This window comes from Streptomyces lincolnensis (assembly GCF_001685355.1).
In the GTDB taxonomy this organism is placed as follows: domain Bacteria; phylum Actinomycetota; class Actinomycetes; order Streptomycetales; family Streptomycetaceae; genus Streptomyces; species Streptomyces lincolnensis.
In genome coordinates this window covers 3,933,346-3,954,559 of sequence record NZ_CP016438.1, presented here as the reverse complement: position 1 = coordinate 3,954,559, position 21,214 = coordinate 3,933,346, and the positions used below count along the sequence as shown (strand labels likewise).

23 protein-coding genes are annotated in these 21,214 nt (G+C 71.1%); 17 read left to right on the top strand and 6 right to left on the bottom strand.

Annotated features, from left to right (window positions below):
* Window positions 1-93: 93 nt before the first annotated feature.
* From hppD to nthA, 4 genes are read left to right on the top strand one after another with little or no spacing between them, the layout of a single operon-like run.
* Window positions 94-1,239 (top strand): 4-hydroxyphenylpyruvate dioxygenase, encoded by a 1,146-nt coding sequence (gene hppD / locus SLINC_RS17495; protein WP_067433542.1) that lies wholly within the window; start codon window positions 94-96, stop codon window positions 1,237-1,239.
* Between the two features lie 19 nt (window positions 1,240-1,258).
* On the top strand, window positions 1,259-1,555 hold the full coding sequence (locus tag SLINC_RS49935) for an SH3-like domain-containing protein (protein ID WP_067433537.1): 297 nt from the start codon (window positions 1,259-1,261) through the stop codon (window positions 1,553-1,555).
* Entirely contained in the window at window positions 1,552-1,875 is a 324-nt protein-coding gene (locus tag SLINC_RS49930; RefSeq protein ID WP_067433534.1) for an SH3-like domain-containing protein, read from the top strand. Before SLINC_RS49935 ends, SLINC_RS49930 begins: the two co-directional genes overlap by 4 nt.
* Entirely contained in the window at window positions 1,865-2,458 is a 594-nt protein-coding gene (gene nthA / locus SLINC_RS17480) for a nitrile hydratase subunit alpha (RefSeq protein WP_067433531.1), read from the top strand. Before SLINC_RS49930 ends, nthA begins: the two co-directional genes overlap by 11 nt.
* Here the strand turns inward: nthA and SLINC_RS17475 are convergent.
* A complete protein-coding gene (locus SLINC_RS17475) occupies window positions 2,421-3,863 on the bottom strand; it encodes a tetratricopeptide repeat protein (protein ID WP_067433528.1) in 1,443 nt (480 codons plus the stop codon). The two genes, nthA and SLINC_RS17475, sit on opposite strands and share 38 nt — an antisense overlap.
* A gap of 92 nt (window positions 3,864-3,955) precedes the next feature.
* Here SLINC_RS17475 and SLINC_RS17470 point away from each other — a divergent pair, with 92 nt between their 5' ends.
* Window positions 3,956-5,362: an FAD-binding oxidoreductase gene (locus SLINC_RS17470; RefSeq protein WP_067433525.1), complete on the top strand. Its 1,407-nt coding sequence runs from the start codon at window positions 3,956-3,958 to the stop codon at window positions 5,360-5,362.
* Window positions 5,363-5,373: 11 nt separating this feature from the next.
* Here SLINC_RS17470 and SLINC_RS17465 read toward each other — a convergent pair whose 3' ends face one another.
* Window positions 5,374-5,856, bottom strand: coding sequence for an SsgA family sporulation/cell division regulator (locus SLINC_RS17465; RefSeq protein WP_067433522.1), 483 nt, complete (start codon window positions 5,854-5,856; stop codon window positions 5,374-5,376).
* A gap of 274 nt (window positions 5,857-6,130) precedes the next feature.
* On the opposite strand from SLINC_RS17465, the gene SLINC_RS17460 reads away from it, so the two are divergent.
* Both SLINC_RS17460 and SLINC_RS17455 read left to right on the top strand, forming a co-directional pair.
* Window positions 6,131-7,756 carry an RDD family protein gene (locus SLINC_RS17460; protein WP_067433519.1) on the top strand — a complete coding sequence of 542 codons (1,626 nt, stop codon included), beginning with the start codon at window positions 6,131-6,133 and terminating at the stop codon, window positions 7,754-7,756.
* An 89-nt stretch (window positions 7,757-7,845) separates the two neighbouring features.
* A complete protein-coding gene (locus tag SLINC_RS17455) occupies window positions 7,846-8,502 on the top strand; it encodes an RDD family protein (protein WP_079164574.1) in 657 nt (218 codons plus the stop codon).
* 31 nt (window positions 8,503-8,533) lie between these two features.
* Here the strand turns inward: SLINC_RS17455 and SLINC_RS17450 are convergent, their stop codons facing one another.
* Window positions 8,534-8,842: a hypothetical protein gene (locus tag SLINC_RS17450; RefSeq protein WP_067433513.1), complete on the bottom strand. Its 309-nt coding sequence runs from the start codon at window positions 8,840-8,842 to the stop codon at window positions 8,534-8,536.
* A gap of 362 nt (window positions 8,843-9,204) precedes the next feature.
* Here SLINC_RS17450 and SLINC_RS17445 point away from each other — a divergent pair, with 362 nt between their 5' ends.
* A complete protein-coding gene (locus SLINC_RS17445; RefSeq protein ID WP_067433510.1) occupies window positions 9,205-11,556 on the top strand; it encodes an immune inhibitor A domain-containing protein in 2,352 nt (783 codons plus the stop codon).
* Between the two features lie 133 nt (window positions 11,557-11,689).
* A complete protein-coding gene (locus SLINC_RS17440; protein WP_067433508.1) occupies window positions 11,690-12,028 on the top strand; it encodes a hypothetical protein in 339 nt (112 codons plus the stop codon).
* 535 nt (window positions 12,029-12,563) lie between these two features.
* Here the strand turns inward: SLINC_RS17440 and SLINC_RS17435 are convergent.
* Window positions 12,564-13,151: an isochorismatase family protein gene (locus tag SLINC_RS17435; protein WP_067433501.1), complete on the bottom strand. Its 588-nt coding sequence runs from the start codon at window positions 13,149-13,151 to the stop codon at window positions 12,564-12,566.
* 137 nt (window positions 13,152-13,288) lie between these two features.
* Complete coding sequence (locus SLINC_RS17430; RefSeq protein WP_067433498.1) at window positions 13,289-14,635, bottom strand: nicotinate phosphoribosyltransferase; 1,347 nt, start codon at window positions 14,633-14,635, stop codon at window positions 13,289-13,291.
* Window positions 14,636-14,773: 138 nt separating this feature from the next.
* Here SLINC_RS17430 and clpS point away from each other — a divergent pair, with 138 nt between their 5' ends.
* The 8 genes from clpS (at window position 14,774) to SLINC_RS17395 (ending at window position 20,650) form a co-directional block, all read left to right on the top strand.
* Window positions 14,774-15,091, top strand: a complete 318-nt coding sequence (clpS, locus tag SLINC_RS17425; RefSeq protein WP_007382360.1) for an ATP-dependent Clp protease adapter ClpS — start codon at window positions 14,774-14,776, stop codon at window positions 15,089-15,091.
* Between the two features lie 26 nt (window positions 15,092-15,117).
* A complete protein-coding gene (locus tag SLINC_RS17420) occupies window positions 15,118-15,720 on the top strand; it encodes a DUF2017 domain-containing protein (protein WP_067433495.1) in 603 nt (200 codons plus the stop codon).
* Between the two features lie 341 nt (window positions 15,721-16,061).
* Entirely contained in the window at window positions 16,062-17,498 is a 1,437-nt protein-coding gene (locus tag SLINC_RS17415; RefSeq protein ID WP_067433492.1) for an amino acid permease, read from the top strand.
* A gap of 133 nt (window positions 17,499-17,631) precedes the next feature.
* Window positions 17,632-18,054 carry a M67 family metallopeptidase gene (locus SLINC_RS17410; protein WP_067433489.1) on the top strand — a complete coding sequence of 141 codons (423 nt, stop codon included), beginning with the start codon at window positions 17,632-17,634 and terminating at the stop codon, window positions 18,052-18,054.
* Window positions 18,055-18,093: 39 nt separating this feature from the next.
* Window positions 18,094-19,116, top strand: a complete 1,023-nt coding sequence (locus SLINC_RS17405; protein ID WP_067433486.1) for a LacI family DNA-binding transcriptional regulator — start codon at window positions 18,094-18,096, stop codon at window positions 19,114-19,116.
* 88 nt (window positions 19,117-19,204) lie between these two features.
* A complete protein-coding gene (locus tag SLINC_RS50220; protein ID WP_310736469.1) occupies window positions 19,205-19,300 on the top strand; it encodes a putative leader peptide in 96 nt (31 codons plus the stop codon).
* A 114-nt stretch (window positions 19,301-19,414) separates the two neighbouring features.
* Entirely contained in the window at window positions 19,415-19,693 is a 279-nt protein-coding gene (locus SLINC_RS17400) for a MoaD/ThiS family protein (RefSeq protein WP_067433483.1), read from the top strand.
* A gap of 6 nt (window positions 19,694-19,699) precedes the next feature.
* On the top strand, window positions 19,700-20,650 hold the full coding sequence (locus SLINC_RS17395; RefSeq protein ID WP_067433480.1) for a PLP-dependent cysteine synthase family protein: 951 nt from the start codon (window positions 19,700-19,702) through the stop codon (window positions 20,648-20,650).
* 31 nt (window positions 20,651-20,681) lie between these two features.
* On the opposite strand, the gene SLINC_RS17390 is transcribed toward SLINC_RS17395, so the two are convergent.
* On the bottom strand, window positions 20,682-21,134 hold the full coding sequence (locus tag SLINC_RS17390; protein ID WP_067433477.1) for a type II toxin-antitoxin system PemK/MazF family toxin: 453 nt from the start codon (window positions 21,132-21,134) through the stop codon (window positions 20,682-20,684).
* Window positions 21,135-21,214: the final 80 nt, after the last annotated feature.

The following is a 21,214-nucleotide window of genomic DNA, read 5'->3' as shown; positions in this document are numbered from 1 at the left end:
AAGACCCCCATGATCGTGCACTGCACTGTGCATATTGCCCAGCAGAATCGCAGACTGTTGCGCACCTTGCTCCCACGGGACCACGCTGCCGCTATGACGCAGACCACAGACCACACTCCCGACACCGCCCGGCAGGCCGACCCCTTCCCGGTCAAGGGAATGGACGCGGTCGTCTTCGCCGTGGGCAACGCCAAGCAGGCGGCGCACTACTACTCCACCGCCTTCGGCATGCGGCTCGTGGCCTACTCCGGGCCCGAGAACGGCAGCCGCGAGACCGCTTCCTACGTGCTGGAGAACGGCTCCGCCCGCTTCGTCCTCACCTCCGTCGTCAAGCCCGCCACCCCCTGGGGCCACTTCCTCGCCCAGCACGTGGCCGAGCACGGCGACGGCGTGGTCGACCTCGCCATCGAGGTCCCGGACGCGCGCGCCGCGTACGCCTACGCGGTCGAGCACGGCGCCCGCTCCGTCGCCGAGCCCTACGAACTCAAGGACGAGCACGGCACGGTCGTCCTCGCCGCGATCGCCACCTACGGCGAGACCCGCCACACTCTGGTCGAGCGCACCGGCTACGACGGCCCCTACCTGCCCGGATACGTGACGGCCACGCCGATCGTCGACCCCCCCGCCCACCGCACCTTCCAGGCCGTCGACCACTGCGTCGGCAACGTCGAGCTCGGCCGGATGAACGAGTGGGTCGGCTTCTACAACAAGGTCATGGGCTTCACGAACATGAAGGAGTTCGTGGGCGACGACATCGCCACCGAGTACAGCGCCCTGATGTCGAAGGTCGTCGCCGACGGCACCCTCAAGGTGAAGTTCCCGATCAACGAGCCCGCGATCGCCAAGAAGAAGTCCCAGATCGACGAGTACCTGGAGTTCTACGGCGGCGCCGGCGTCCAGCACATCGCGCTCAACACCAACGACATCGTCGCGACGGTCCGCACGATGCGCGCGGCCGGGGTCGACTTCCTCAACACCCCGGACTCCTACTACGACACCCTCGGCGAGTGGGTCGGCGACACCCGCGTCCCCGTCGAGACCCTGCGCGAGCTGAAGATCCTCGCCGACCGCGACGAGGACGGCTACCTGCTCCAGATCTTCACCAAGCCGGTCCAGGACCGTCCGACCGTCTTCTTCGAGATCATCGAACGCCACGGCTCGATGGGCTTCGGCAAGGGCAACTTCAAGGCCCTGTTCGAGGCGATCGAGCGGGAGCAGGCCAAGCGCGGCAACCTGTAGCCCGACGTAACCTGACCCCATGGCCAGGATCAACGACGTGGGCGGCACCCAGGGCTTCGGCGCCGTCGACACCACGGACGACACCGAGCCCTTCCACGCCGACTGGGAGGCACGGGTCTTCGGTATCTGGAACGCCCTGCGCGCCCAGGGGGTCTTCAACCTGGACGAGTTCCGGGACACCATCGAGTCGATGCCGCCGACGGAGTACCTGGCGACCTCGTACTACGAGCGCTGGTACCTGGCCGTCGTCGCCCTCCTGGAACGCAAGGGCGTGATCGCGCCGGGCGAACTGGACGAGCCGGGCGGGGCACGATGACCGACCCGGCAGCCGCCCCGACGACCGCCGACCGCTTCGCCCCCGGCGCCCGCGTCCGCACCTTCCGCCACGACCCGCCGCACCACACCCGCCTGCCGAGATACGCGCGCGGCAAGCGGGGAACCGTGGTCGAACCGGAGGGCCCGGCCGCGCTGGCCGACGTCAACGCGCGGGGCCGCGGGGACGCGCCGGTCGAGCAGATCTACGCCGTCCGCTTCGCCGCGCGGGACCTGTGGGGCGAGGGCGACCATCACGTCGTACTGGATCTGTGGGAAAGCTACCTGGAGGAGGACAAGGGAGATGCGACCGATGAGCGGTGACACCACCGAAGGCCACTCGGACGCGGCGATCTCCCGGAAGGTGCGGCGGCTGGAGACCCTCCTGGAGGAGAAGGGGGTGCTCACCGGCACCCAGCTGGACGAGGCGCTCGACGCGTTCCTCGCCGGGGCGTCCCCCGCGAGCGGGGCACGGGTGACGGCCCGTGCCTGGGTGGACGCCGACTTCAAGTCCCGTCTCCTGACGGACGGTACGGCGGCCGTGCGGGAGCTGGGCTACATGGAGGGTGCCGAACAGCGGCTGCGGGTCGTGGAGAACACGGAGTCGACGCACAACGTCATCGTCTGCACGCTCTGCTCCTGCTACCCCCTGCGCCTGCTGGGCCCGTCCCCGAGCTGGTACAAGTCCGAGGCCTACCGCTCCCGGGTGGTCCGCGAACCCCGGGCGGTACTGGAGGAGTTCGGCCTGCGGCTGCCCGACACCACGGACATCACGGTGTGGGACTCCAGCGCGGAGACCCGCTACATGGTCCTGCCGCGCCGGCCCGAGGGCACCGCGGGCCTGACCGAGGAGGAACTCGCCGCGCTGGTCACGCGCAACGCGCTGATCGGCACGGCGGCCCTGTGAAGTCCGGCACCTCCGCCACCGACGGCTCGCCCAGCTCCGTGAGCGCCTCCCGGACCGTCCGCGCGTGGACCGGCGAGAAGTACGGGTTGATCCGCAGGGCCTCCTGAAGGTGCCGCCGGGCCGGCCCGTACCGCGTCAACTCCCGTTCGATCATGCCCCGGTGGTACGCGTAGGGCGCGCTGCGCACCCCGCCGCCCTTCGTGGCGTCCGTCGCGATCCCGGCGAACCGCAGCGCCTCCTCGTCGTCCCCGGCCCGGTGCAGCGCCCACCCCAGCGCGTCGGCCACCTCGACGCCCGGCTGCCGCGCCCACTGGGCCCGCAACCGCCGTACCGCGGCCGCCGGGTCACCGTGGTCGGCCTCGAACCGGCCGAGCACCAGCTCCTCGTCGGCCCCGCCCGCGGCGGCACCGCGCACCCGGGCCCGCAGCAGGTCGTACTGCGCGCGTGCCGCCCGCCCGAGCCCCAGCGACTCGTACAACTCGCCCAGCTCCAGCGCGTACTGGGGGCTGGGCTGCCCGGCGAGCGCCGCCCGGTAGGCGTTCAGCGCCTCGGTGGTCCGGCCCAGCGCGGCCAGCGCACGCCCCTGGCCGGCCTGCGCGGCCCGCTGGTCGGGGTCAATCCGCAGCGCGCGCCGGAAGTGCCCGAGGGCGTCCTCCCGGTCGCCGCGCTCCCAGGCCAGCTGCCCGGCCCGCTCCAGATACGCCGCGCGCTCCGCCGGCGTCCGGGCCCCGGCCACCGCGTCGGCGAGCTGCGCCGCCGCGTCCTCCCGCCACCCCTGGTCCCGGTAGACGGCAGCCGCCCACACCATCACCGCCGGCCCGGACCGCAGCTCCCTCAGCCGGTCCAGGGACGCGCGGGCCGCCTCGTGGTCGCCGAGCCCGCGGTAGGCGTCGATCAGCAGCGGATACGTCGTCCAGCGCCCCGGTTCCGCCGTCCGCGCCGCCTCCGCCCAGCCCCGCGCCGCCCGGAAGTCCCGGCGCGCGTTCGCCAGCGCCGCCAGACCGCCGAGGGCCTGCGCGTTGCCCCGCGCGCGCACCTTCAGCGACATACGCAGCGCCCTCTCGGCCCGCGGGTAATACCTGGCGTCCGCGGTCCGCCGCCCCCGCTCCACATACGCCGACCCCAGTACCGCCCACGACACCGCGTCCTTGGGACGCGCCCGCAGACGGGCCTCCCGCTCACCGATCAGCGTCGCCAGATCGGGCAGCGAGGCAGGCACCCCGGCGGCCACCGCCGCGTGCGCCCGGGCCCCCGGCGCCGGTGCGGGCGCCCGTGGCGCCGCCCGCTCCCAGGGCAGCAGCGTCAGCACCCCGCCGAGCACGGCACCCCCGGCGACCGAGGCGACCAGCACCCGCGCGCCCCTAGATGTCCGGGCCGGCCGGGGAGCTTCGTCCTGGTTCTCCATGGCGCTCACTGTGCGTCAATACGACGACCACATCCGGGTGTGCGGCAGCTGCCGTACGCGGGGTTCACACCGATGGCCCCGGGTGCGACGCTGTGATCATGAGCCGTATCGAAGCGCCCCGCGACGAGGAGACCGGCAACCTCGTCGACCGTCTGCTGTCCGGACTCCCCACCGAGGTCGTGCTCACCGATCCGGACGTCACGGCCTCCTACGCCAACGACATGGCGAGCTTCTGCCCGGCCGGTTCCCCGGCGGTCGTCGTGCTCCCGCGCACGGTCGAAGAGGTCCAGCACGTCATGCGCACCGCCACGGACCTGCGCGTCCCGGTCGTCCCGCAGGGCGCCCGCACGGGCCTGTCGGGCGGCGCCAACGCCTCCGACGGCTGCATCGTGCTGTCCCTGACCAAGATGGACCGCATCCTGGAGATCAACCCCGTCGACCGCATCGCCGTGGTCGAGCCCGGTGTGATCAACGCGACCCTCTCCCGCGCGGTCAACGAAAAGGGCCTCTACTACCCGCCGGACCCGTCCAGCTGGGAGATGTGCACCATCGGCGGCAACATCGGCACCGCCTCCGGCGGCCTGTGCTGCGTGAAGTACGGCGTCACCGCCGAGTACGTCCTGGGCCTGGACGTCGTCCTCGCCGACGGTCGGCTGATGTCCACCGGCCGCCGTACCGCGAAGGGCGTCGCCGGGTACGACCTGACCCGGCTGTTCGTCGGCTCCGAGGGCTCGCTCGGCATCGTCGTACGGGCCATCCTGGGGCTCAGGCCGCAGCCGCCCGCGCAGCTGGTGCTGGCGGCCGAGTTCGCGTCCGGGGCCGCCGCCTGCGACGCCGTGTGCCGGATCATGGAGGGCGGCCATGTGCCGTCCCTCCTCGAACTGATGGACCGTACGACGGTCAAGGCCGTCAACGACCTGGCGCACATGGGCCTGCCGGAGACCACCGAGGCCCTGCTGCTGGCCGCCTTCGACACCCACGACCCGGCCGCCGACCTCGCCGCCCTCGGCGCCCTGTGCGAAGCGGCCGGCGCCACCCAGGTCGTCCCCGCCGAGGACCTCGCCGAGTCCGAACTGCTGCTCCAGGCGCGGCGGTTGTCGCTGACCGCGCTGGAGGCGGTCAAGGGCACGACGATGATCGACGACGTGTGCGTGCCGCGCTCCCGGCTCGCGGAACTGCTCGAAGGCACCGAGCGGATCGCCGAGAAGTACCAGCTCACCATCGGTGTCGTCGCCCACGCCGGAGACGGCAACACCCACCCGACGGTCTGCTTCGACGCGGCGGACCCCGACGAGTGCCGGCGGGCCCGCGAGTCCTTCGACGAGATCATGGCCCTCGGCCTGGAACTCGGCGGCACCATCACCGGCGAGCACGGCGTGGGCGTCCTGAAGAAGGAGTGGCTGGCCCGCGAGATCGGCCCCGTGGGCCTGGAGATGCAGCGGGCCGTCAAGGCGGCGTTCGACCCGCTGGGCATCCTCAACCCGGGCAAGCTCTTCTGACGCACCCGCCGTCACTCACCGTCCGTCGACTCGTCCGAGGGCCACGGGTCGCGCAGCCAGAGGTCGTCGTGACAGCCCGGGGTGGGGGCGAGCAGCTCGGCCAGGCCGTCGTCGATACCGAGCCGCTCGGCCTCAGAGCCCGGGGGGACCGCCCGCAGGGTGCGCTCCAGCCAGGCCGACAGCTGTGCCGAGGGGGCCTGGAGGAGGGCGTCCCCGTCGGGTGAACTCAGCGCCATCAGGACGACGCTGCGTCCCGCGACCTTCGTCGGCCACACCCGCACGTCCCCGTGCCCGCACGGCCGGAACACCCCCTCCACCAGCAGTTCGCGGGCGAACGTCCAGTACACGGGGTGGTCGGAGCCGATGTGGAAGGTGATGTGGATCGCGAACGGGTCGTCGACGCGATAGCTCAGTCGGGCCGGGACCGGGATGCTGCGCTCCGGCGACAGGATGAGTTTGAGCTCCAGCTCCCGCTCCACCACGGTGTTGTGCATGGCGTGGGTGTCCTCTCTCGTGACGTCACGCGGCATCTCGCGACGCGCGTACGGCGCCCTGCGGTGGGCCCGTACGAGTGGAGAGCGGCAGGGGCCGCGGGCATTACGCGGGTTCGCCGGACTTTTTTCCGGCGGGGTGACGACCGTGCTCGAGGGGGAGTGGCGACCGTGCTCAAAAGGAGTGGGTCCGGTGGGACTGGCGGTGGGGCTTGCGCCGGTCTGATAGATGTGGAGGCCCCCATATTCACCCCCGAGCAGATACGGGACGACGGACATGAGCGCCCCAACCCCGGCCCCCGGTGACGACAGGCCCCGCGAAGGGTATTACCCGGACCCGTCCATTCCTGGATACGTCCGGTACTGGAACGGTGCCTCCTGGGTACCGGGCACCAGCCGTCCGGCACCGACCGACGGCGAGCCGCTCGCCCCGCCGGCCGGTTCGGATCCGGCCCAGCAGCCGGGCGCGCCCGCTGCGGGCTCTCCGGCCTCCGCGGCCGCTCCGGTGGAGGAGACGGGCCCGCACTTCTTCGACGAGGACCCGGCCGCCGGGTCCGGCGCGGGCGGCGCCCAGCACGGCAGCCGGCCCGAGCCCGCGTCCGCGTGGGGCGCCGACCGCAACCACCAGTCGGGCTTCGGGGGCGAACAGGACCGCCGGGTGTCGTGGGGCTCGCCCCCGAACGCCCCGCAGGGCGCCCAGCAGGCCGCGGCTCCGCAAGGCGCCCAGCAGGCCTCCGCTCAGCAGAACGCCCCGCAGACCGCCGATCCGCGGGTGCCGCGTGCCGCACAGTCCGCCGAGGGCCCGGCGCAGCCGGAGGGCCGCGCCGCCCGTACCGACGGCACCGCGACGATCCCGCCCGCGGAGCCGGACCAGCCCGACGCCGACTCCGCCAACACCTTCCTCTTCCGCAGGCCCACGGCCGGACCCGCGGCGTCGGCTCCCGGCGTCCCCGGTCCCGCGGGCCCCGCCCGCGACGAGGGCACCGTCACCTTCCGCGCCCTCTCCCCGCGCACACCGCAGCAGGGCGGGGCGGCCGGGGCGCAGCAGGGGAGCACGCCCGCGGGCTCCGCCGGCTCCCCGGGCTTCGGCGCCGGGAAGGCGGCCGCCGCCCGTGCGGAAGCCCCACAGGCGCCCGCGGGACCCGTCGTCGGTCAGGCGCCCGCCTCCGCCGCGTCCACGCCCCTCTCCGGCCCGCAGCAGGCGTCCCCGGCGGCCCCGCTCCCGCAGCAGGCCCCCGCCGCGAGCGTGCCGCAGCAGTCCGCGGCCTCCTCCGCCCCGATCAGCACCGGCGCCGGTGGCGGCCAGCCGTCCTGGGCGCAGCAGGTGCACCGGCTCGCGGGCCCCTCCGGGGACGAGCAGCCCGCCCCCTGGAAGCCGCCGGTGGAGGACATCTTCCAGGCGGCCGCCCGGCGCCAGGCCTCGGCCAAGCCCGCGGGGCTCGGCAAGCGGCTGGCCGCCCGGCTGGTGGACACCGTCGTCCTCGCGGGCGTCACCGCGGTGGCCGCCGTACCGCTCGGCCTCAAGGCGGTCGACCACGTCAACGAGAAGATCGACGCGGCCAAGCTCTCCGGCGAGACCGTCACGGTCTGGCTGCTGGACGGCACGACGTCGACGTACCTCGGCATCGTCGTCGCCGTCCTGCTCCTCTTCGGTGCCCTCTACGAGGCGCTGCCCACCCACAAGTGGGGGCGCACGCTCGGCAAGAAGCTGCTCGGTCTGGAGGTGCGGGACATCGAGGGCCACGAGCCCCCGTCGTTCGGCGCCGCCCTGCGCCGCTGGCTCGTCTACAGCGTGCCCGGACTGCTCGCGATCGGTGTCCTGGGCATCCTGTGGGGCCTGTTCGACCGGCCGTGGCGCCAGTGCTGGCACGACAAGGTCGCGCATACGTTCGTAGCGGGCTGACGGTATACGGCGAACGGCCCGCAGGATTCCGTACTCCGGACGGCCGCTCGCCGGATGCGGAGCCGGCGGGTTCGCGGTCGACTCGGGCCATGAGCAGTGAACCGCCCCCCGGCTCCGGGCAGCCTCCGGAGGACGACCCGTTCAGGAAGCAGCCCCCGCCCTCCGAGGGCTCGGGCTCGCCGTACGGCGGTCAACCCCCGTACGGAAACCAGCCGCCGCCCCCTCAGGGCGGTGATCCCTATGGCGGTGGCGGCCCGTACGGCGGTGGTGCCGGGTATCCCGGCGATCCGCTCGCGGGTATGCCCCCGCTCGCCGGCAGTGGCAGGCGCACGCTCGCCCGGATCATCGACATGATCCTCGTCGCCGTCGTGGTCTGGCTGCTCACCCTGGGCTTCGGCGTCAACGAGTACGACATGGACGGCGACGACATCGAGTACGGCAAGTCGCTCGGTCAGTCCCTCGTCGCCGCCGTGCTCTACATCGCGTACGACACCGTCATGATCACAAAGTCGGGGCAGACGCTCGGCAAGAAGTGGCTGGGCATGCGGGTCGCCAACCTGGACAACGGCGCCACGCCCTCCGTGCAGAGCACGCTGATCCGCTCGGCGGTGCTGTGGATCCCGTTCGCGTTCTGCTGCGCCTGCATCTGGACCGCGATCTCGGGCGGCTGGAGCTACTTCGACAAGCCCTACAAGCAGGGCCTGCACGACAAGGCGGCGAAGACGGTGGTGGTCAGCACCACCTGAGGTGCGGGCACCGCCCGATCGTCGGGTGAGGTCAGGAGGCGGCACGCTCATGCACGGGCTCGGACGTCACCGCGGCGACCGAGGCCGGCATGGGCGTCACCGTCTGTCCGGCCTGTGGAGCTGCGGGGCGGTTCACCGCGACCACGCGTGGCCTGGACACCGGGACCGTCATGGCGACCAGCACACCGAGGGCGAGCGCCGCGAGGGCGATGACCGCGATCCCCACGCCCGAACTCGTCTGTGACAGCAGCAGCATGGCGAACGTCGAGCCGATCACGGTGCATGAACCATAGGCGAGCTGTGCGGCCGTCGGACGAGGCGTGACAGTCGGACGAGGCATGGCAATCGTGTCCTCGGAAGTGGGGGTCCACGGGGGTGTCGGCCTGGCTTTCCGCCCTGTTTCGGGCGTTCTGCCGACCGACTCTAATCGGCTGCATGCCCGAGTGGAACGAACAGTAAGCGTGACCTGACCAACAGTGCCGGAGCACGGGGGGCGCACGGTGTCATGGTGTCCGACACGTGGACAGATGTGCGCGCCTGTTCGGTTCCGTCGGTGTGTCCGTAATGCGAACACCGGCTTCCGATAATGCAGTTGTTCTGTCCAAGTCAAGGTCTGTCTTTTCCCGTAAACCAGTAGTCAAATGTCGTCACTTGACTACACGCGTATACCCGCAGGGGCGGGCGCGTTAGGGGAGGCATCAAGTGACCAGCAGATCCTGGACGTTCAGAGCGGCCTCGACGGTCGTCGCCCTCGCGGCGGCCTCGGTGACGTTCTCGACGTTCGCCGTGGCGCAGGCCGCGGACGACCCGGCCGGGGAGACCACGGCCACGGACCGGCACGACCCGCAGCCGGCCCAGAGCAGGAAGCACGACTTCGACGGCCCGCTGTCCCAGACCCGGGCGGCGCAGCGCCAGGAAGCGCTCGACCAGGTCATATCCGGCGCCGCCACGGTCCAGAACCGTGACGGCTCCAAGGTCGTCGAGCTCAAGGGCGCCAAGGGCAAGGACAAGTACGTCGAGCTCGGCCGCGAGAAGACCGACAGGATCTTCACGATCCTGGTCGAGTTCGGCGACCAGGTCGACCCCCGCTACGGCGGCACGCCCGGCCCGCTCCACAATCGGATCGCGCAGCCGGACCGCGCGGTGAACAACAGCACGGCCTGGCAGGCGGACTACAACCGCAAGCACTACCAGGACCTGTACTTCGGCACCGGCAAGGGTGTCGAGTCGCTGAAGAAGTACTACGAGAAGCAGTCCTCGGGCCGCTACTCGGTCGAGGGCGACGTCACCGACTGGGTCAAGGTCCCCTACAACGAGGCCCGTTACGGCTCCAACAAGTGCGACCCCGACAACTGCGCCTGGTACGCGGTGCAGGACGGCGTCAACGCCTGGGTCGCCGAGCGCGAGGCCGCCGGGGACAGCGCCGCCGAGATCAGGGCGGAGCTCGCCGAGTTCGACCGGTGGGACCGCTACGACTTCGACAGCGACGGCGACTTCAACGAGTCCGACGGCTACATCGACCACTTCCAGATCGTGCACGCCGGTGAGGACGAGTCCGCCGGCGGCGGTGCCCAGGGCGAGGACGCGATCTGGGCCCACCGCTGGTACGCCTTCGGCACCGACGCCGGGAACACCGGCCCGGACACCAACAAGCTCGGCGGCGCCCAGATCGGCGACACCGGCATCTGGGTCGGCGACTACACCATCCAGCCGGAGAACGGCGGACTCGGCGTCTTCGCCCACGAGTACGGCCACGACCTCGGTCTGCCCGACGAGTACGACACCGCGGGCGGCGAGAACTCCACCGGCTTCTGGACGCTGATGTCCTCCGGGTCCTGGCTCGGTACCGGCAAGGACTCCATCGGCGACCTGCCCGGCGACATGAACGCCTGGGACAAGCTGCAACTGGGCTGGCTCGACTACGACGTGGCCAAGGCGGGCACGAGGTCGACCCACAAGCTGGGCGTCCAGGCGTACAACACCAAGAACCCGCAGGCCCTTGTCGTGCAGTTGCCCGACAAGAGGGCCACTCTCGACGTGGTCGCTCCGGCGCAGGGTGCCACGCAGTGGTGGAGCGGGCGCGGCAACGACCTGCGCAACACGCTGTCCCGTTCGGTCGACCTGACCGGCAAGAGCTCGGCCGCGTTGACGCTCGACGCCTGGTGGGACATCGAGAAGGACTACGACCACCTCTACACCGAGGTCTCCACCGACGGCACCAACTGGAAGCCGGTGGACGGCACCCTGGCCGACGGCACCGCCATCCCGCGCGACGGCGGCGACAAGCCCGCCCTCACCGGGTCGGTCGAGGCCCACCAGAAGCTGACGTTCCCGCTGGACGCCTACGCGGGCCAGAAGATCAGCCTGCGCTTCCGCTACCAGACCGACGGCGGCACGGTGTTGAAGGGCTTCACGGCCGACGGGATCACGGTGACCGCGGACGGGGCCACGCTCTTCTCCGACGACGCCGAGTCCGCGGACGCGGCCTGGACCGCCAAGGGCTTCTCCCGCATCGGGGCGTCCTTCACCGGTGACTACGCGCAGTACTACATCGCCGAGAACCGCCAGTACGTGTCGTACGACAAGGTCCTCAAGGTCGGCCCGTACAACTACGGCTTCTCCACGACCCGTCCGCAGTGGGTGGAGCACTACGCCTACCAGAACGGCCTGTTGATCTGGAAGTGGGACACCTCCCACCTCGACGACAACACCAGCCAGCACCCCGGCGAGGGCCTGATCCTCCCGGTCGATGCCCACCCGACGCCGCTGAAGTGGTCCAACGGGACGCTGATGCGCAACCGCATCCAGTCCTTCGACTCGCCCTTCAGCTGGTACCCGACGGACGCGATCACGCTCCACAACGCGGATGTCGCGACGAAGATCAAGTCCCGTCCCGGGGTCCCGGTCTTCGACGACGGGAAGTCGACGTACTACGACGAGTCCAACCCGCGCGCGGGCGTCAAGATCACTGACACCAATACCCGGATCAAGATCGTCAAGGAGCCGCTGAATGGCGCGACGATCACGCTCCAGGTAGGCCCATCAGCGAAGTAGTTCGCATATTCGCAGGTCAGAGACGTATCGGCGGTGACCCCCTGGCGGGTCGCCGCCGATCGTGTTTAGGTGCGTCCTGTGCCTCGCTTATTGACACCGGTATCGACATCGAATCGCACGGGGGTGTGACCGCATGGCCGCAGGAGGTTTCTGCAAGCTGCCGACCGGCAGCGTCGTGGTGGCGCTGAACCTGCCCAGCCCCACCGCCCACGGCGTGGGCTGCGTCCGCGTCCTCGTCCACGCCCGCAACCGCGCCCGCGCCCTGACCAGGCTGCGCAACCACGGCATGCGAGCCGTCTACCTACGCGGCAACGCCGCCCCACCCACCCCCGACGAAATCACCGCCGTCCTCCACCACCCCGACGGCCTCATATGGCGCACAGCCCCCGACAACGGTGTCGCCCCCGACCTGGTCCAAGAACTCTGGCACCCGATCAGAGCGCTCCTGAGACGGCCTACGACACCGGCGTGAGCGGGGGGTCTGGGGCTGCGGTGGTGGGGTTCGGGGCGGGGTGATGCCGGTGGGGGCCGGGGCGCGAGGCGCTGCCGGGTCGCACCGGCGTAGTCCCCGGGCTCTGGCCCAGGTCCCGGCCGCCCCCGGAGCGTAAGGGCGCGCTTGGGGATCCGGCTCGCTCTTTCTCCGGCCGTCTCTTCCCCGCCGCGACGGCGTATTCCGGCGGTGCCGACCGGGCGGCAGCCCGCGAGGCGCTGCCGGGCCGCACTGGCGCAGTCGTCGGGCTCCGGGCCGGGCCTCGGCAGAGCCCCCGGAGCGTGGGGGCGCGCTTGCGGATCCGGCTCGCTCTTTCTCCGGCCGTCTCTTCTCCGCCGCGACGGCGCTCAGCCGTGACGGCGTATTCCGGCGGTGCCGACCGGGCGGCAGCCCGCGAGGCGCTGCCGGGCCCGCATGCGGCGAAAGCCGTCGGGTCGGATCCGGCGTAGCCCCAGGGGCGCGCCCGGCCCAGCCGCCAGGGGAGCCCAGCGAGACCCCTGGGCTCCGGCCAGTCGACCTACACGACCGGCTTGCCGGTCAGTTCCACGCCCGCTGCTCGTAGCTCCTCCAGGGCGCGGTCGGTGGTCTCCTCGGAGACGCCGGCCGTGAGGTCGAGGAGGACCTGGGTGCGGAAACCCTCACGGGCGGCGTCCAGGGCGGTGGCGCGCACGCAGTGGTCCGTGGCGATGCCGACCACGTCGACCTCGGCGACCTCGCGGGCCCGCAGCCAGTCGGCCAGCGGTACGCCGTTCTCGTCGGCGCCCTCGAAGCCGCTGTACGCCGCCGCGTACGCCCCCTTGTCGAAGACGGCGTCGACCGCGCCGGAGGCGACCGCGGGAGCGAAGTTCGGGTGGAAGCCGACCCCCTCGGTCCCGGCGACGCAGTGCGCGGGCCAGGAGTGGACGAAGTCGGGGTTGTCGGCGAAGTGGCCCCCGGGCGCGACGTGGTGGTCGCGGGTGGCCACCACGTGCTGATAGCCGGAACCCGCCGCCTGCCCGATCAGCTCGGTGACGGCGGCGGCCACATCGGCACCCCCGGCCACCGCGAGACTGCCCCCCTCGCAGAAATCGTTCTGCACGTCAACGACGATCAAGGCGCGGCGCATGGTCGGTGTCCTTCGACTATGTGGGTCGGGGAGAGCAGGAGTGCGAGGAGCGGGTGCCCGGCCGGTGAACTTCCGAGCCTACGGACTGAAGGGGCAGGGCGGGAGGGGGCATCGAGGGGCGTAAAAGCGGGCGCACTCTAGCTACCCGACCGGCCCTGGACGTACTCCGTCGGAATGACCGGTTCGCCGCGCGACAGCTGCGTCGCCGACAGCGGCAGGTTCCCCCGCGCGGCCGCATGCCGCTCGCGGACGACGTCCAGCGGCTCCCGCGCGACGACCTCGCCGCCCTTGACGAGCTCCACCAGCAGCTGCCGGTCGGCCAGCTCACCCGGCACGATCCCGGTGCCCACGACCTCCGTCTGCGCGATCCCGTCCTCGTCGACCCGCCGCGCCGCCCACTTGCGGCCGCCGACCGAGGTCTTGCCGCCGGAGGACTTCTTCGCCACCGGCACCAGCGGGGCCTTGGGGTCCGCCGTCTCGGCCCGGGCGACCAGCTTGTAGACCATCGACGCCGTCGGGTGCCCGGACCCCGTCACCAGCTGGGTGCCGACGCCGTACGCGTCCACGGGCGCCGCCGCCAGCGAGGCGATCGCGTACTCGTCCAGGTCCGAGGTGACGATGATCCGCGTGTCCGTCGCCCCCAGCTCGTCCAGCTGCTGCCGTACCCGATGGGCGACCAGCAGCAGGTCGCCGGAGTCGATGCGCACCGCGCCCAGCTCGGGCCCGGCGACCTCCACGGCCGTCCGGACGGCCTCGGCGACGTCGTAGGTGTCGACGAGCAGGGTGGTGCCCCGGCCCAGCGAGTCCACCTGGGCCTGGAAGGCGTCCCGCTCGTGGTCGTGGAGCAGGGTGAAGGCGTGGGCGGAGGTACCGACGGTCGGAATGCCGTAGCGGAATCCGGCCGCCAGATCGGAGGTGGTGGTGAAGCCGCCGACGTACGCGGCGCGCGCCGCGGCGACCGCGGCCAGCTCGTGGGTGCGGCGGGCGCCCATCTCGATCAGGGGCCGCCCGCCCGCGGCGGAGGCCATCCGGGAGGCGGCCGCGGCGATCGCCGAGTCGTGGTTGAGGATCGACAGGATGACGGTCTCCAGCAGCACGCACTCGGCGAAGGAGCCCTCGACCCGCATGATCGGCGAGCCCGGGAAGTACACCTCGCCCTCGGGATAGCCCCAGATGTCGCCGGAGAAGCGGTAGCCGGCGAGCCAGTCCAGGGTCTCCTCGTCGACGATCTGCCGCTCGCGCAGGAAGCCGATGACGTCCGCGTCGAAGCGGAAGTTCTCGACCGCGTCCAGGACGCGTCCGGTGCCCGCGACCACGCCGTAACGGCGCCCGTCCGGCAACCGTCGTGTGAAGACCTCGAACACGCTGCGCCGCTCGGCCGTGCCCGCCTTCAGGGCGGCCCGAAGCATCGTGAGCTCGTACTGGTCCGTGAAGAGCGCCGTCGAGGGAACGTCCACCGGCAGGCCAAGGTCCGCTACGTCCACGAAAGCTCTCCTAGCCGTGAATCTCCGGGTCCCCCAGGTCGGCCGGGGGTCCGGGGGCTGTCCCCCGGTGTGTGCAGCATGGCAACAGATGCTACCCCACTTCGCGTCAGTGTGACGATTTGTGGAGAGCGTGGCAGCATGGGCCGTGTGACGTCACCCGCTCCCGTAGAGATCGAACGCACCGAGTCGGCGGAAGAGGTCTTCGCCGTCCCCGAGCCGGACGTCCCCTGGGTCACGATCGTCCACAACGACCCGGTCAACCTGATGAGCTATGTGACGTACGTCTTCCAGACGTACTTCGGCTACTCCAAGGACAAGGCCACCAAGCTCATGCTCGATGTCCACCACAAGGGCCGGGCGGTCGTCTCCAGCGGCAGTCGCGAGGAGATGGAACGCGACGTGCAGGCCATGCACGGCTACGGTCTGTGGGCCACCCTCCAGCAGGACCGCAAGTAACCGGTCGGAAGTAGCGAATCGCCTCCATGCCAGGAACCTTCGAACCGCTCCCCGGCGGCGGCGCGGCCGTCGCCCTCGACGACGTCGAGATCTCCATCATCCGGTCGCTGGCCGTCCAGCTCCTGGAGCTCATCGGGCCCGGTCCCGCCGAGGACGCCCCCGACGACCCGCTGGCCGAGCTGTTCGCCGACGGTCCGAGCGAGCCGCCCTCCGACCCGGTGCTCAGAAGGCTCTTCCCGGACGCCTACAGCGACCCCGAGGGCACCCCGGAGGCGAAGGAGGCCGAGGAGCAGCGCGCCTACTCCTCGGAGTTCCGCCGCTACACCGAGAACGACCTGCGGGCCGGCAAGCGCGACAACGCCCTCGCGGTGATCCGCTCCCTGGACGCGCTGCGCTCCGCCGGCGACGGCGGGGCGGTCCTGAAACTGTCGCCCGGCGAGTCCAAGCAGTGGCTGAACTCCCTCAACGACCTGCGCCTCGCGATCGGTTCGCGGCTGGAGATCACCGACGAGGAGGACACCGACCTCCTCTACCGCCTCCCGGACGAGGACCCGCGCAAGCCGATGGTGATGGCGTATCTGTGGCTGGGCGGGCTCCAGGAGACCCTGGTTTCCACACTTCTTCCATGAGTTTCCATGAGTTTCTGTGAATTGTGACGGTTGTGTGTTCGCTCAGCGGACGCTCAAATCCGGATAACGATCACGTCACCGCGTCGGCCGCCTATGCCCCCTCCGAGCGGCTTTTGTCCCCTTCTCCCTGTGTCGCGCATCACATGCCGCACAGGTGATCTCCGTTGCGGCCGTGATAAATCTTCACGACCGCCCGGCGAACACCACCCGAATGTTCGGCCGGGTGCGCCACCGAGCCGGTTGATCGCCGGCCAGGCACCACTCCATCAGTCCGGGGGGATCGAAAACCGATCCGTGGCCGACGAAGGCCCGGTCGGTATGGAGAAAGGGCGCACCACCACATGACCTCAGCTCAGGTCGACACGGAGAACACCTCCGAGAACACCTCCGAAGAGGGATACGAACGCGGCCTCGGCAGCCGCCAGGTCCAGATGATCGCGATCGGCGGCGCGATCGGCGTCGGCCTGTTCATGGGTGCCGGAGCGAACATCGCCAAGGCCGGCCCCAGTATCATCCTCATGTACGCCCTCGCGGGCGTCGTCATCTTCTTCATCATGCGGGCGCTGGGCGAACTGCTCCTCTACCGGCCCGTCTCCGGCTCCTTCGCCGAGTACGCCCGCGAGTTCCTCGGCCCGTTCTTCGGGTTCGTCACGGGCTGGACGTACTGGCTCATGTGGGTGGTCACCGGCATGGCCGAGCTCACGGCCGCCGCCATCTACATCCACTTCTGGTTCCCGGAGATCCCGCAGTGGGTCAGCGCCCTGGTGTTCCTGGTGGTGCTCTTCGGCGTCAACCTGATCTCCGTCAAGATCTTCGGCGAGGTCGAGTTCTGGTTCTCGATGATCAAGGTCACGGCCATCATCGGCATGATCGTCATCGGCCTCGGCGTGCTCACCCTCGGCTTCTCCGACGCCGGTGACACGGCCACCGTCTCCAACCTCTGGTCGCACGACGGCTTCTTCCCCAACGGCATCGGCTCCAGCCTGATGACCCTCCAGGGCGTCATGTTCGCCTACCTCGCCGTCGAGCTCGTCGGCGTCACCGCGGGCGAGTCCGAGAATCCTGAGAAGACCCTGCCCAAGGCCATCAACACCCTGCCCTGGCGCATCATCGTCTTCTACGTCGGCGCTCTGCTGGTGATCCTCTCCGTCGTCAAGTGGACCGAGTTCTCCGCCGGCGAGAGCCCGTTCGTCCACGCCTTCGGCGAGATCGGCATCCCGCTCGCCGCGGGCATCGTCAACTTCGTGGTGCTCACCGCGGCCCTGTCGTCCTGCAACTCGGGCATGTACTCCACCGGCCGCATGCTGCGCGACCTGGCCTCCAACAGCGAGGCGCCGCAGGCCTTCGGCAAGCTCAACGCCCGCAAGACGCCCGCCGTCGGCATCACGGTCTCCGTGGCCCTCATGGGCATCGGCGTCGTCCTGAACTACGTCGTCCCGGAGAAGGCGTTCCTCTACGTCACCTCCGTCGCCACCGCAGCCGGCATCTGGACCTGGATGATGATCCTCGTCAGCCACATCCGCTACCGCGCCGCGGTCGACGCGGGCCGGCTGCGCGCCTCGTCCTTCCCCGCCCCCGGCGGCGCGCTCTTCAGCTGGGTCGCGCTCCTCTTCCTCATCGGCGTGACCTGCATGATCGCGTATGACAAGGACGCGCGGGTCTGCCTGTACGTCGCGGTCGGCTGGGCCGTCGCCCTGGGCATCGGCTGGGCCGTGCTCAAGAGCCGCAACCCGCGGATCGCCGAGCGCCGCGACGCGGAGTTCGAGAAGGCCGGCTGACCAACCCCGCAGGACGCCCAGCCGCAGGGAGTACTCGTGGCACCCCCTGCGGCCGCCGCTCAGGGCGTCCGGCATGTGGGCCGTTCCGTACCACCCACCGGTACGGAACGGCCTTCTGCTTATCCTGACGAGCATGCTGACCATCACCCAGGCCCTCGTCGACCAGATCGTCGCCCACGCGCGCAAGGACCACCCCGACGAGGCGTGCGGCGTCGTCGCGGGACCGGCGGGCACGGACCGCCCCGAGCGCTTCATCCCGATGCTCAACGCGGCCATGTCGCCCACGTTCTACGAGTTCGACTCCGGCGACCTGCTCAAGCTCTACCGCGAGATGGACGACCGCGACGAGGAGCCGGTGGTCATCTACCACTCCCACACCGCCACCGAGGCCTACCCCTCCCGCACCGACATCTCCTACGCGAACGAGCCCGGCGCGCACTACGTCCTGGTCTCCACCGCGGACACGGACGACGCCGGCCCGTTCCAGTTCCGCTCCTTCCGCATCGTCGAGGGCGAGGTCACCGAGGAGCAGGTGGAGATCGTCGAGGCGTACTAGGCTCGTGCGCACGATCAACTTGGCGTATCGGAGCAAGTGTTGACGCAGCGCACGCACGGCAGGCGGCCCACCCTGGAGGACGTCGCACGCCGCTCGGGCGTCTCGAAGTCCACGGTGTCGCGGGTGATCAACGGTGAGCCCCGGGTGCGCGCCGAGGTCGTGGAACAGGTCCGGCAGGTGATCGCCGAACTCGGGTACGTCCCCAACCACGCCGCCCGCCAGCTGGTGACCCGCCGCACCGACGCCGTCGCCGTGGTGGCCACACAGCCGCAGAACAGGCTCTTCCTCGACCCGTTCTTCGACTGCCTGCTGCGCGGTGTCCGCCGGGAACTCGCCGAGCACGGCGCCCAGGCGGTCCTGCTGTTCGTCGAGGAGCCGGGCGACCACGAGCGCGTGGCGGACTACCTGGGCGGCGGCCACACGGACGGCGCGATCCTGTTCTCCCTGCGCCCCGACGACCGGCTCGGCGCGCTGATCGCCCGCACCGGCCTGCCCGCGGTCTTCGGCGGCCGGCCCCGCGCCGGGGCGGACGACGCCGGATACGTCCATGTCGACGGCGACAACCGCGGGGGAGCCCGGCAGGCCGTCGAGCACCTCGTCGCGCTGGGCCGGACCCGTATCGCGACCGTCGCCGGGCCCGAGGACCAGGAGGCCTCCGCCGCCGACCGGCTGGCGGGCTACCGGGACGTGCTCCCCACCGCCCCGCCCGACCTCGTGGAACGCGCGGACTACACCCGGCAGGGCGGCGCCGACGCCATGGGCCGCCTCCTGGACCGGCAGCCCGGCCTGGACGCCGTCTTCGTCGCCTCCGATCTCATGGCCACCGGCGCCCTCCAGACCCTCCACGAGCGCGGACTCCGGGTCCCCGAGGACGTGGCCGTGGTCGGCTTCGACGACCTCACCGACCTCACGGAGTCGGCCGACCCGCCCCTGACCACCGTCCACCAGGACGTGGAGGGCATGGGCCGCCTCATGGCCCGGCTGCTCTTCGACCCCACCGCCCAGGCCGCCGGCTCCCGCGTGGTCGTACCGACCCGACTGGTCCTCCGACGGTCCGCCTGAGCTGCACGGTCTCACTCCTCGGCCGGAATCCGTCCGGAATGTGGGATCACACTCATGGGCCCGGGACGGGAATCGATACGATGAGCCCATGGTTTTCGACGACGTGAGCGAAAAGACGCCGGGCATGCTGCTCGTGGCGCGGCTGCACGTCGACCTGTGCAGGCTCGCCAGCGCCATCTGTTGACGCTGCCCTGCCGCCGTACGGCCGTGGGCCGCGGCGCTCATCCACGCACGACCTGCCGTACCAGCGCTGCCGCGCGCCCACCGACCTGACCACATCCGACAGGAGCCCTCAGCCATGGCCATCGAGGTCCGCATCCCGACCATCCTCCGCCAGTACACCGACGGCCAGAAGGCGGTGGAGGGCAACGGAGACACCCTCGCCAAGCTCTTCACCGACCTGGAGACCCGGCATGCGGGCATCCAGGCCCGCATCGTGGACGGCGACCAGCTGCGCCGCTTCGTCAACGTCTACCTGAACGACGAGGACGTCCGCTTCCTGGACGGCATCAACACCAAGCTGGCCGACGGCGACAGCGTCACGATCCTGCCGGCCGTGGCCGGCGGCATGGCCTGATCGTCGATGCGTTACGACTCCCCGCTGGCCGCGGTGGGCAACACCCCTCTGGTGCGCCTGCCGCGGCTGTCGCCGTCCGCCGACGTCCGTATCTGGGCGAAGCTGGAGGACCGCAACCCCACCGGCTCGGTCAAGGACCGCCCCGCCCTGCACATGATCGAGCAGGCGGAGAAGGACGGCCGGCTCACCCCCGGCTGCACCATCCTCGAACCCACCTCCGGCAACACCGGCATCTCCCTCGCCATGGCGGCCAAGCTCAAGGGCTACCGCATGGTCTGCGTGATGCCCGAGAACACCTCCCAGGAGCGCCGCGACCTGCTCGGCATGTGGGGCGCGGAGATCATCCCCTCCCCGGCCGCGGGCGGCTCCAACACCGCCGTACGCGTCGCCAAGGAGCTCTCCGCCGAGCACCCCGACTGGGTGATGCTCTACCAGTACGGCAACCCGGACAACGCGGGCGCCCACTACGCCACGACCGGCCCGGAGATCCTCGCCGACCTCCCCTCCGTCACCCACTTCGTGGCCGGCCTCGGCACCACGGGGACCCTGATGGGCGTCGGCCGCTACCTGCGCGAACACCGGCCCGACGTCAAGATCGTCGCCGCCGAGCCGCGCTACGACGATCTCGTCTACGGCCTGCGCAACCTGGACGAGGGCTTCGTACCCGAGCTCTACGACGCCTCCGTCCTCACCACCCGCTTCTCGGTCGGCTCGGCCGACGCGGTCACCCGCACCCGGGAGCTCCTCCAGCAGGAGGGCATCTTCGCGGGCGTCTCCACCGGCGCTGCGCTGCACGCGGCGATCGGCGTGGGCAACAAGGCGGTGAAGGCCGGTGAGAGCGCCGACATCGTCTTCGTGGTCGCCGACGGCGGCTGGAAGTACCTCTCGACGGGCGTCTACACGGCGGCGACGACGGAGGAAGCGATCGAGACGCTGCAGGGTCAACTCTGGGCGTGACGGGCGGTGGCGGGCGTGACGGCGTGAGGCCCTACATCGCCAGGTGACGGACCTGGTCCCACAGGACCGGGTCCACCACCCCCACCTTCCGCCGGAAGTCCCACACCGGTACTTCGCGCAACTCGTCGGTCTCCAGGAAGCTCGCGCGCCCCTGCGCGTCCCCTACCGCACCCGGCGGCAGCGGGATCACCCCGGACCGCTCGTCGTGGTACTTGCTGGTGATCTTCGCGACGACGGCCCGCCGCCCCCGCACCGAGAGCACCAGGCACGGCCGGTCCTTCACCCCGGGCCCGTCCTCGAACGGTACGTTCGCCCACCAGATCTCCGCCGGCTGCGGCCGCCGCTGGGCCCGCTCCTCCGGATACCCCGGCGGCCTGCTCCGGCGCCCCGCCGGCCGGCGCCCCCGCCCCCATCCGTCGACGAGCGTGGCGACGAGCGCCAGCAGTATCACCGCCGCGAGCGCGAGCCACCAGGACGTGTCCATACGGACGACGTTACCGGCGCACGAGCGCCCCCGCGCCCTCTTGCGAGCCCCGCGCGCCCCCGGGCCAGCCGAACCGGTGA

Excerpts from the sequence above, each read along its gene's own strand:
- hppD (WP_067433542.1), top strand. The coding sequence starts at position 94 with ATGACGCAGACCACAGACCACACTCCCGACACCGCCCGGCAGGCCGAC.
- SLINC_RS49935 (WP_067433537.1), top strand. The coding sequence starts at position 1,259 with ATGGCCAGGATCAACGACGTGGGCGGCACCCAGGGCTTCGGCGCCGTC.
- SLINC_RS49930 (WP_067433534.1), top strand. The coding sequence starts at position 1,552 with ATGACCGACCCGGCAGCCGCCCCGACGACCGCCGACCGCTTCGCCCCC.
- nthA (WP_067433531.1), top strand. The coding sequence starts at position 1,865 with ATGAGCGGTGACACCACCGAAGGCCACTCGGACGCGGCGATCTCCCGG.
- SLINC_RS17475 (WP_067433528.1), bottom strand. The coding sequence starts at position 3,863 with ATGGAGAACCAGGACGAAGCTCCCCGGCCGGCCCGGACATCTAGGGGC.
- SLINC_RS17465 (WP_067433522.1), bottom strand. The coding sequence starts at position 5,856 with ATGCACAACACCGTGGTGGAGCGGGAGCTGGAGCTCAAACTCATCCTG.
- SLINC_RS17460 (WP_067433519.1), top strand. The coding sequence starts at position 6,131 with ATGAGCGCCCCAACCCCGGCCCCCGGTGACGACAGGCCCCGCGAAGGG.
- SLINC_RS17455 (WP_079164574.1), top strand. The coding sequence starts at position 7,846 with ATGAGCAGTGAACCGCCCCCCGGCTCCGGGCAGCCTCCGGAGGACGAC.
- SLINC_RS17450 (WP_067433513.1), bottom strand. The coding sequence starts at position 8,842 with ATGCCTCGTCCGACTGTCACGCCTCGTCCGACGGCCGCACAGCTCGCC.
- SLINC_RS17440 (WP_067433508.1), top strand. The coding sequence starts at position 11,690 with ATGGCCGCAGGAGGTTTCTGCAAGCTGCCGACCGGCAGCGTCGTGGTG.
- SLINC_RS17435 (WP_067433501.1), bottom strand. The coding sequence starts at position 13,151 with ATGCGCCGCGCCTTGATCGTCGTTGACGTGCAGAACGATTTCTGCGAG.
- clpS (WP_007382360.1), top strand. The coding sequence starts at position 14,774 with ATGGGCCGTGTGACGTCACCCGCTCCCGTAGAGATCGAACGCACCGAG.
- SLINC_RS17420 (WP_067433495.1), top strand. The coding sequence starts at position 15,118 with ATGCCAGGAACCTTCGAACCGCTCCCCGGCGGCGGCGCGGCCGTCGCC.
- SLINC_RS17415 (WP_067433492.1), top strand. The coding sequence starts at position 16,062 with ATGACCTCAGCTCAGGTCGACACGGAGAACACCTCCGAGAACACCTCC.
- SLINC_RS17410 (WP_067433489.1), top strand. The coding sequence starts at position 17,632 with ATGCTGACCATCACCCAGGCCCTCGTCGACCAGATCGTCGCCCACGCG.
- SLINC_RS50220 (WP_310736469.1), top strand. The coding sequence starts at position 19,205 with ATGGTTTTCGACGACGTGAGCGAAAAGACGCCGGGCATGCTGCTCGTG.
- SLINC_RS17400 (WP_067433483.1), top strand. The coding sequence starts at position 19,415 with ATGGCCATCGAGGTCCGCATCCCGACCATCCTCCGCCAGTACACCGAC.
- SLINC_RS17395 (WP_067433480.1), top strand. The coding sequence starts at position 19,700 with ATGCGTTACGACTCCCCGCTGGCCGCGGTGGGCAACACCCCTCTGGTG.
- SLINC_RS17390 (WP_067433477.1), bottom strand. The coding sequence starts at position 21,134 with ATGGACACGTCCTGGTGGCTCGCGCTCGCGGCGGTGATACTGCTGGCG.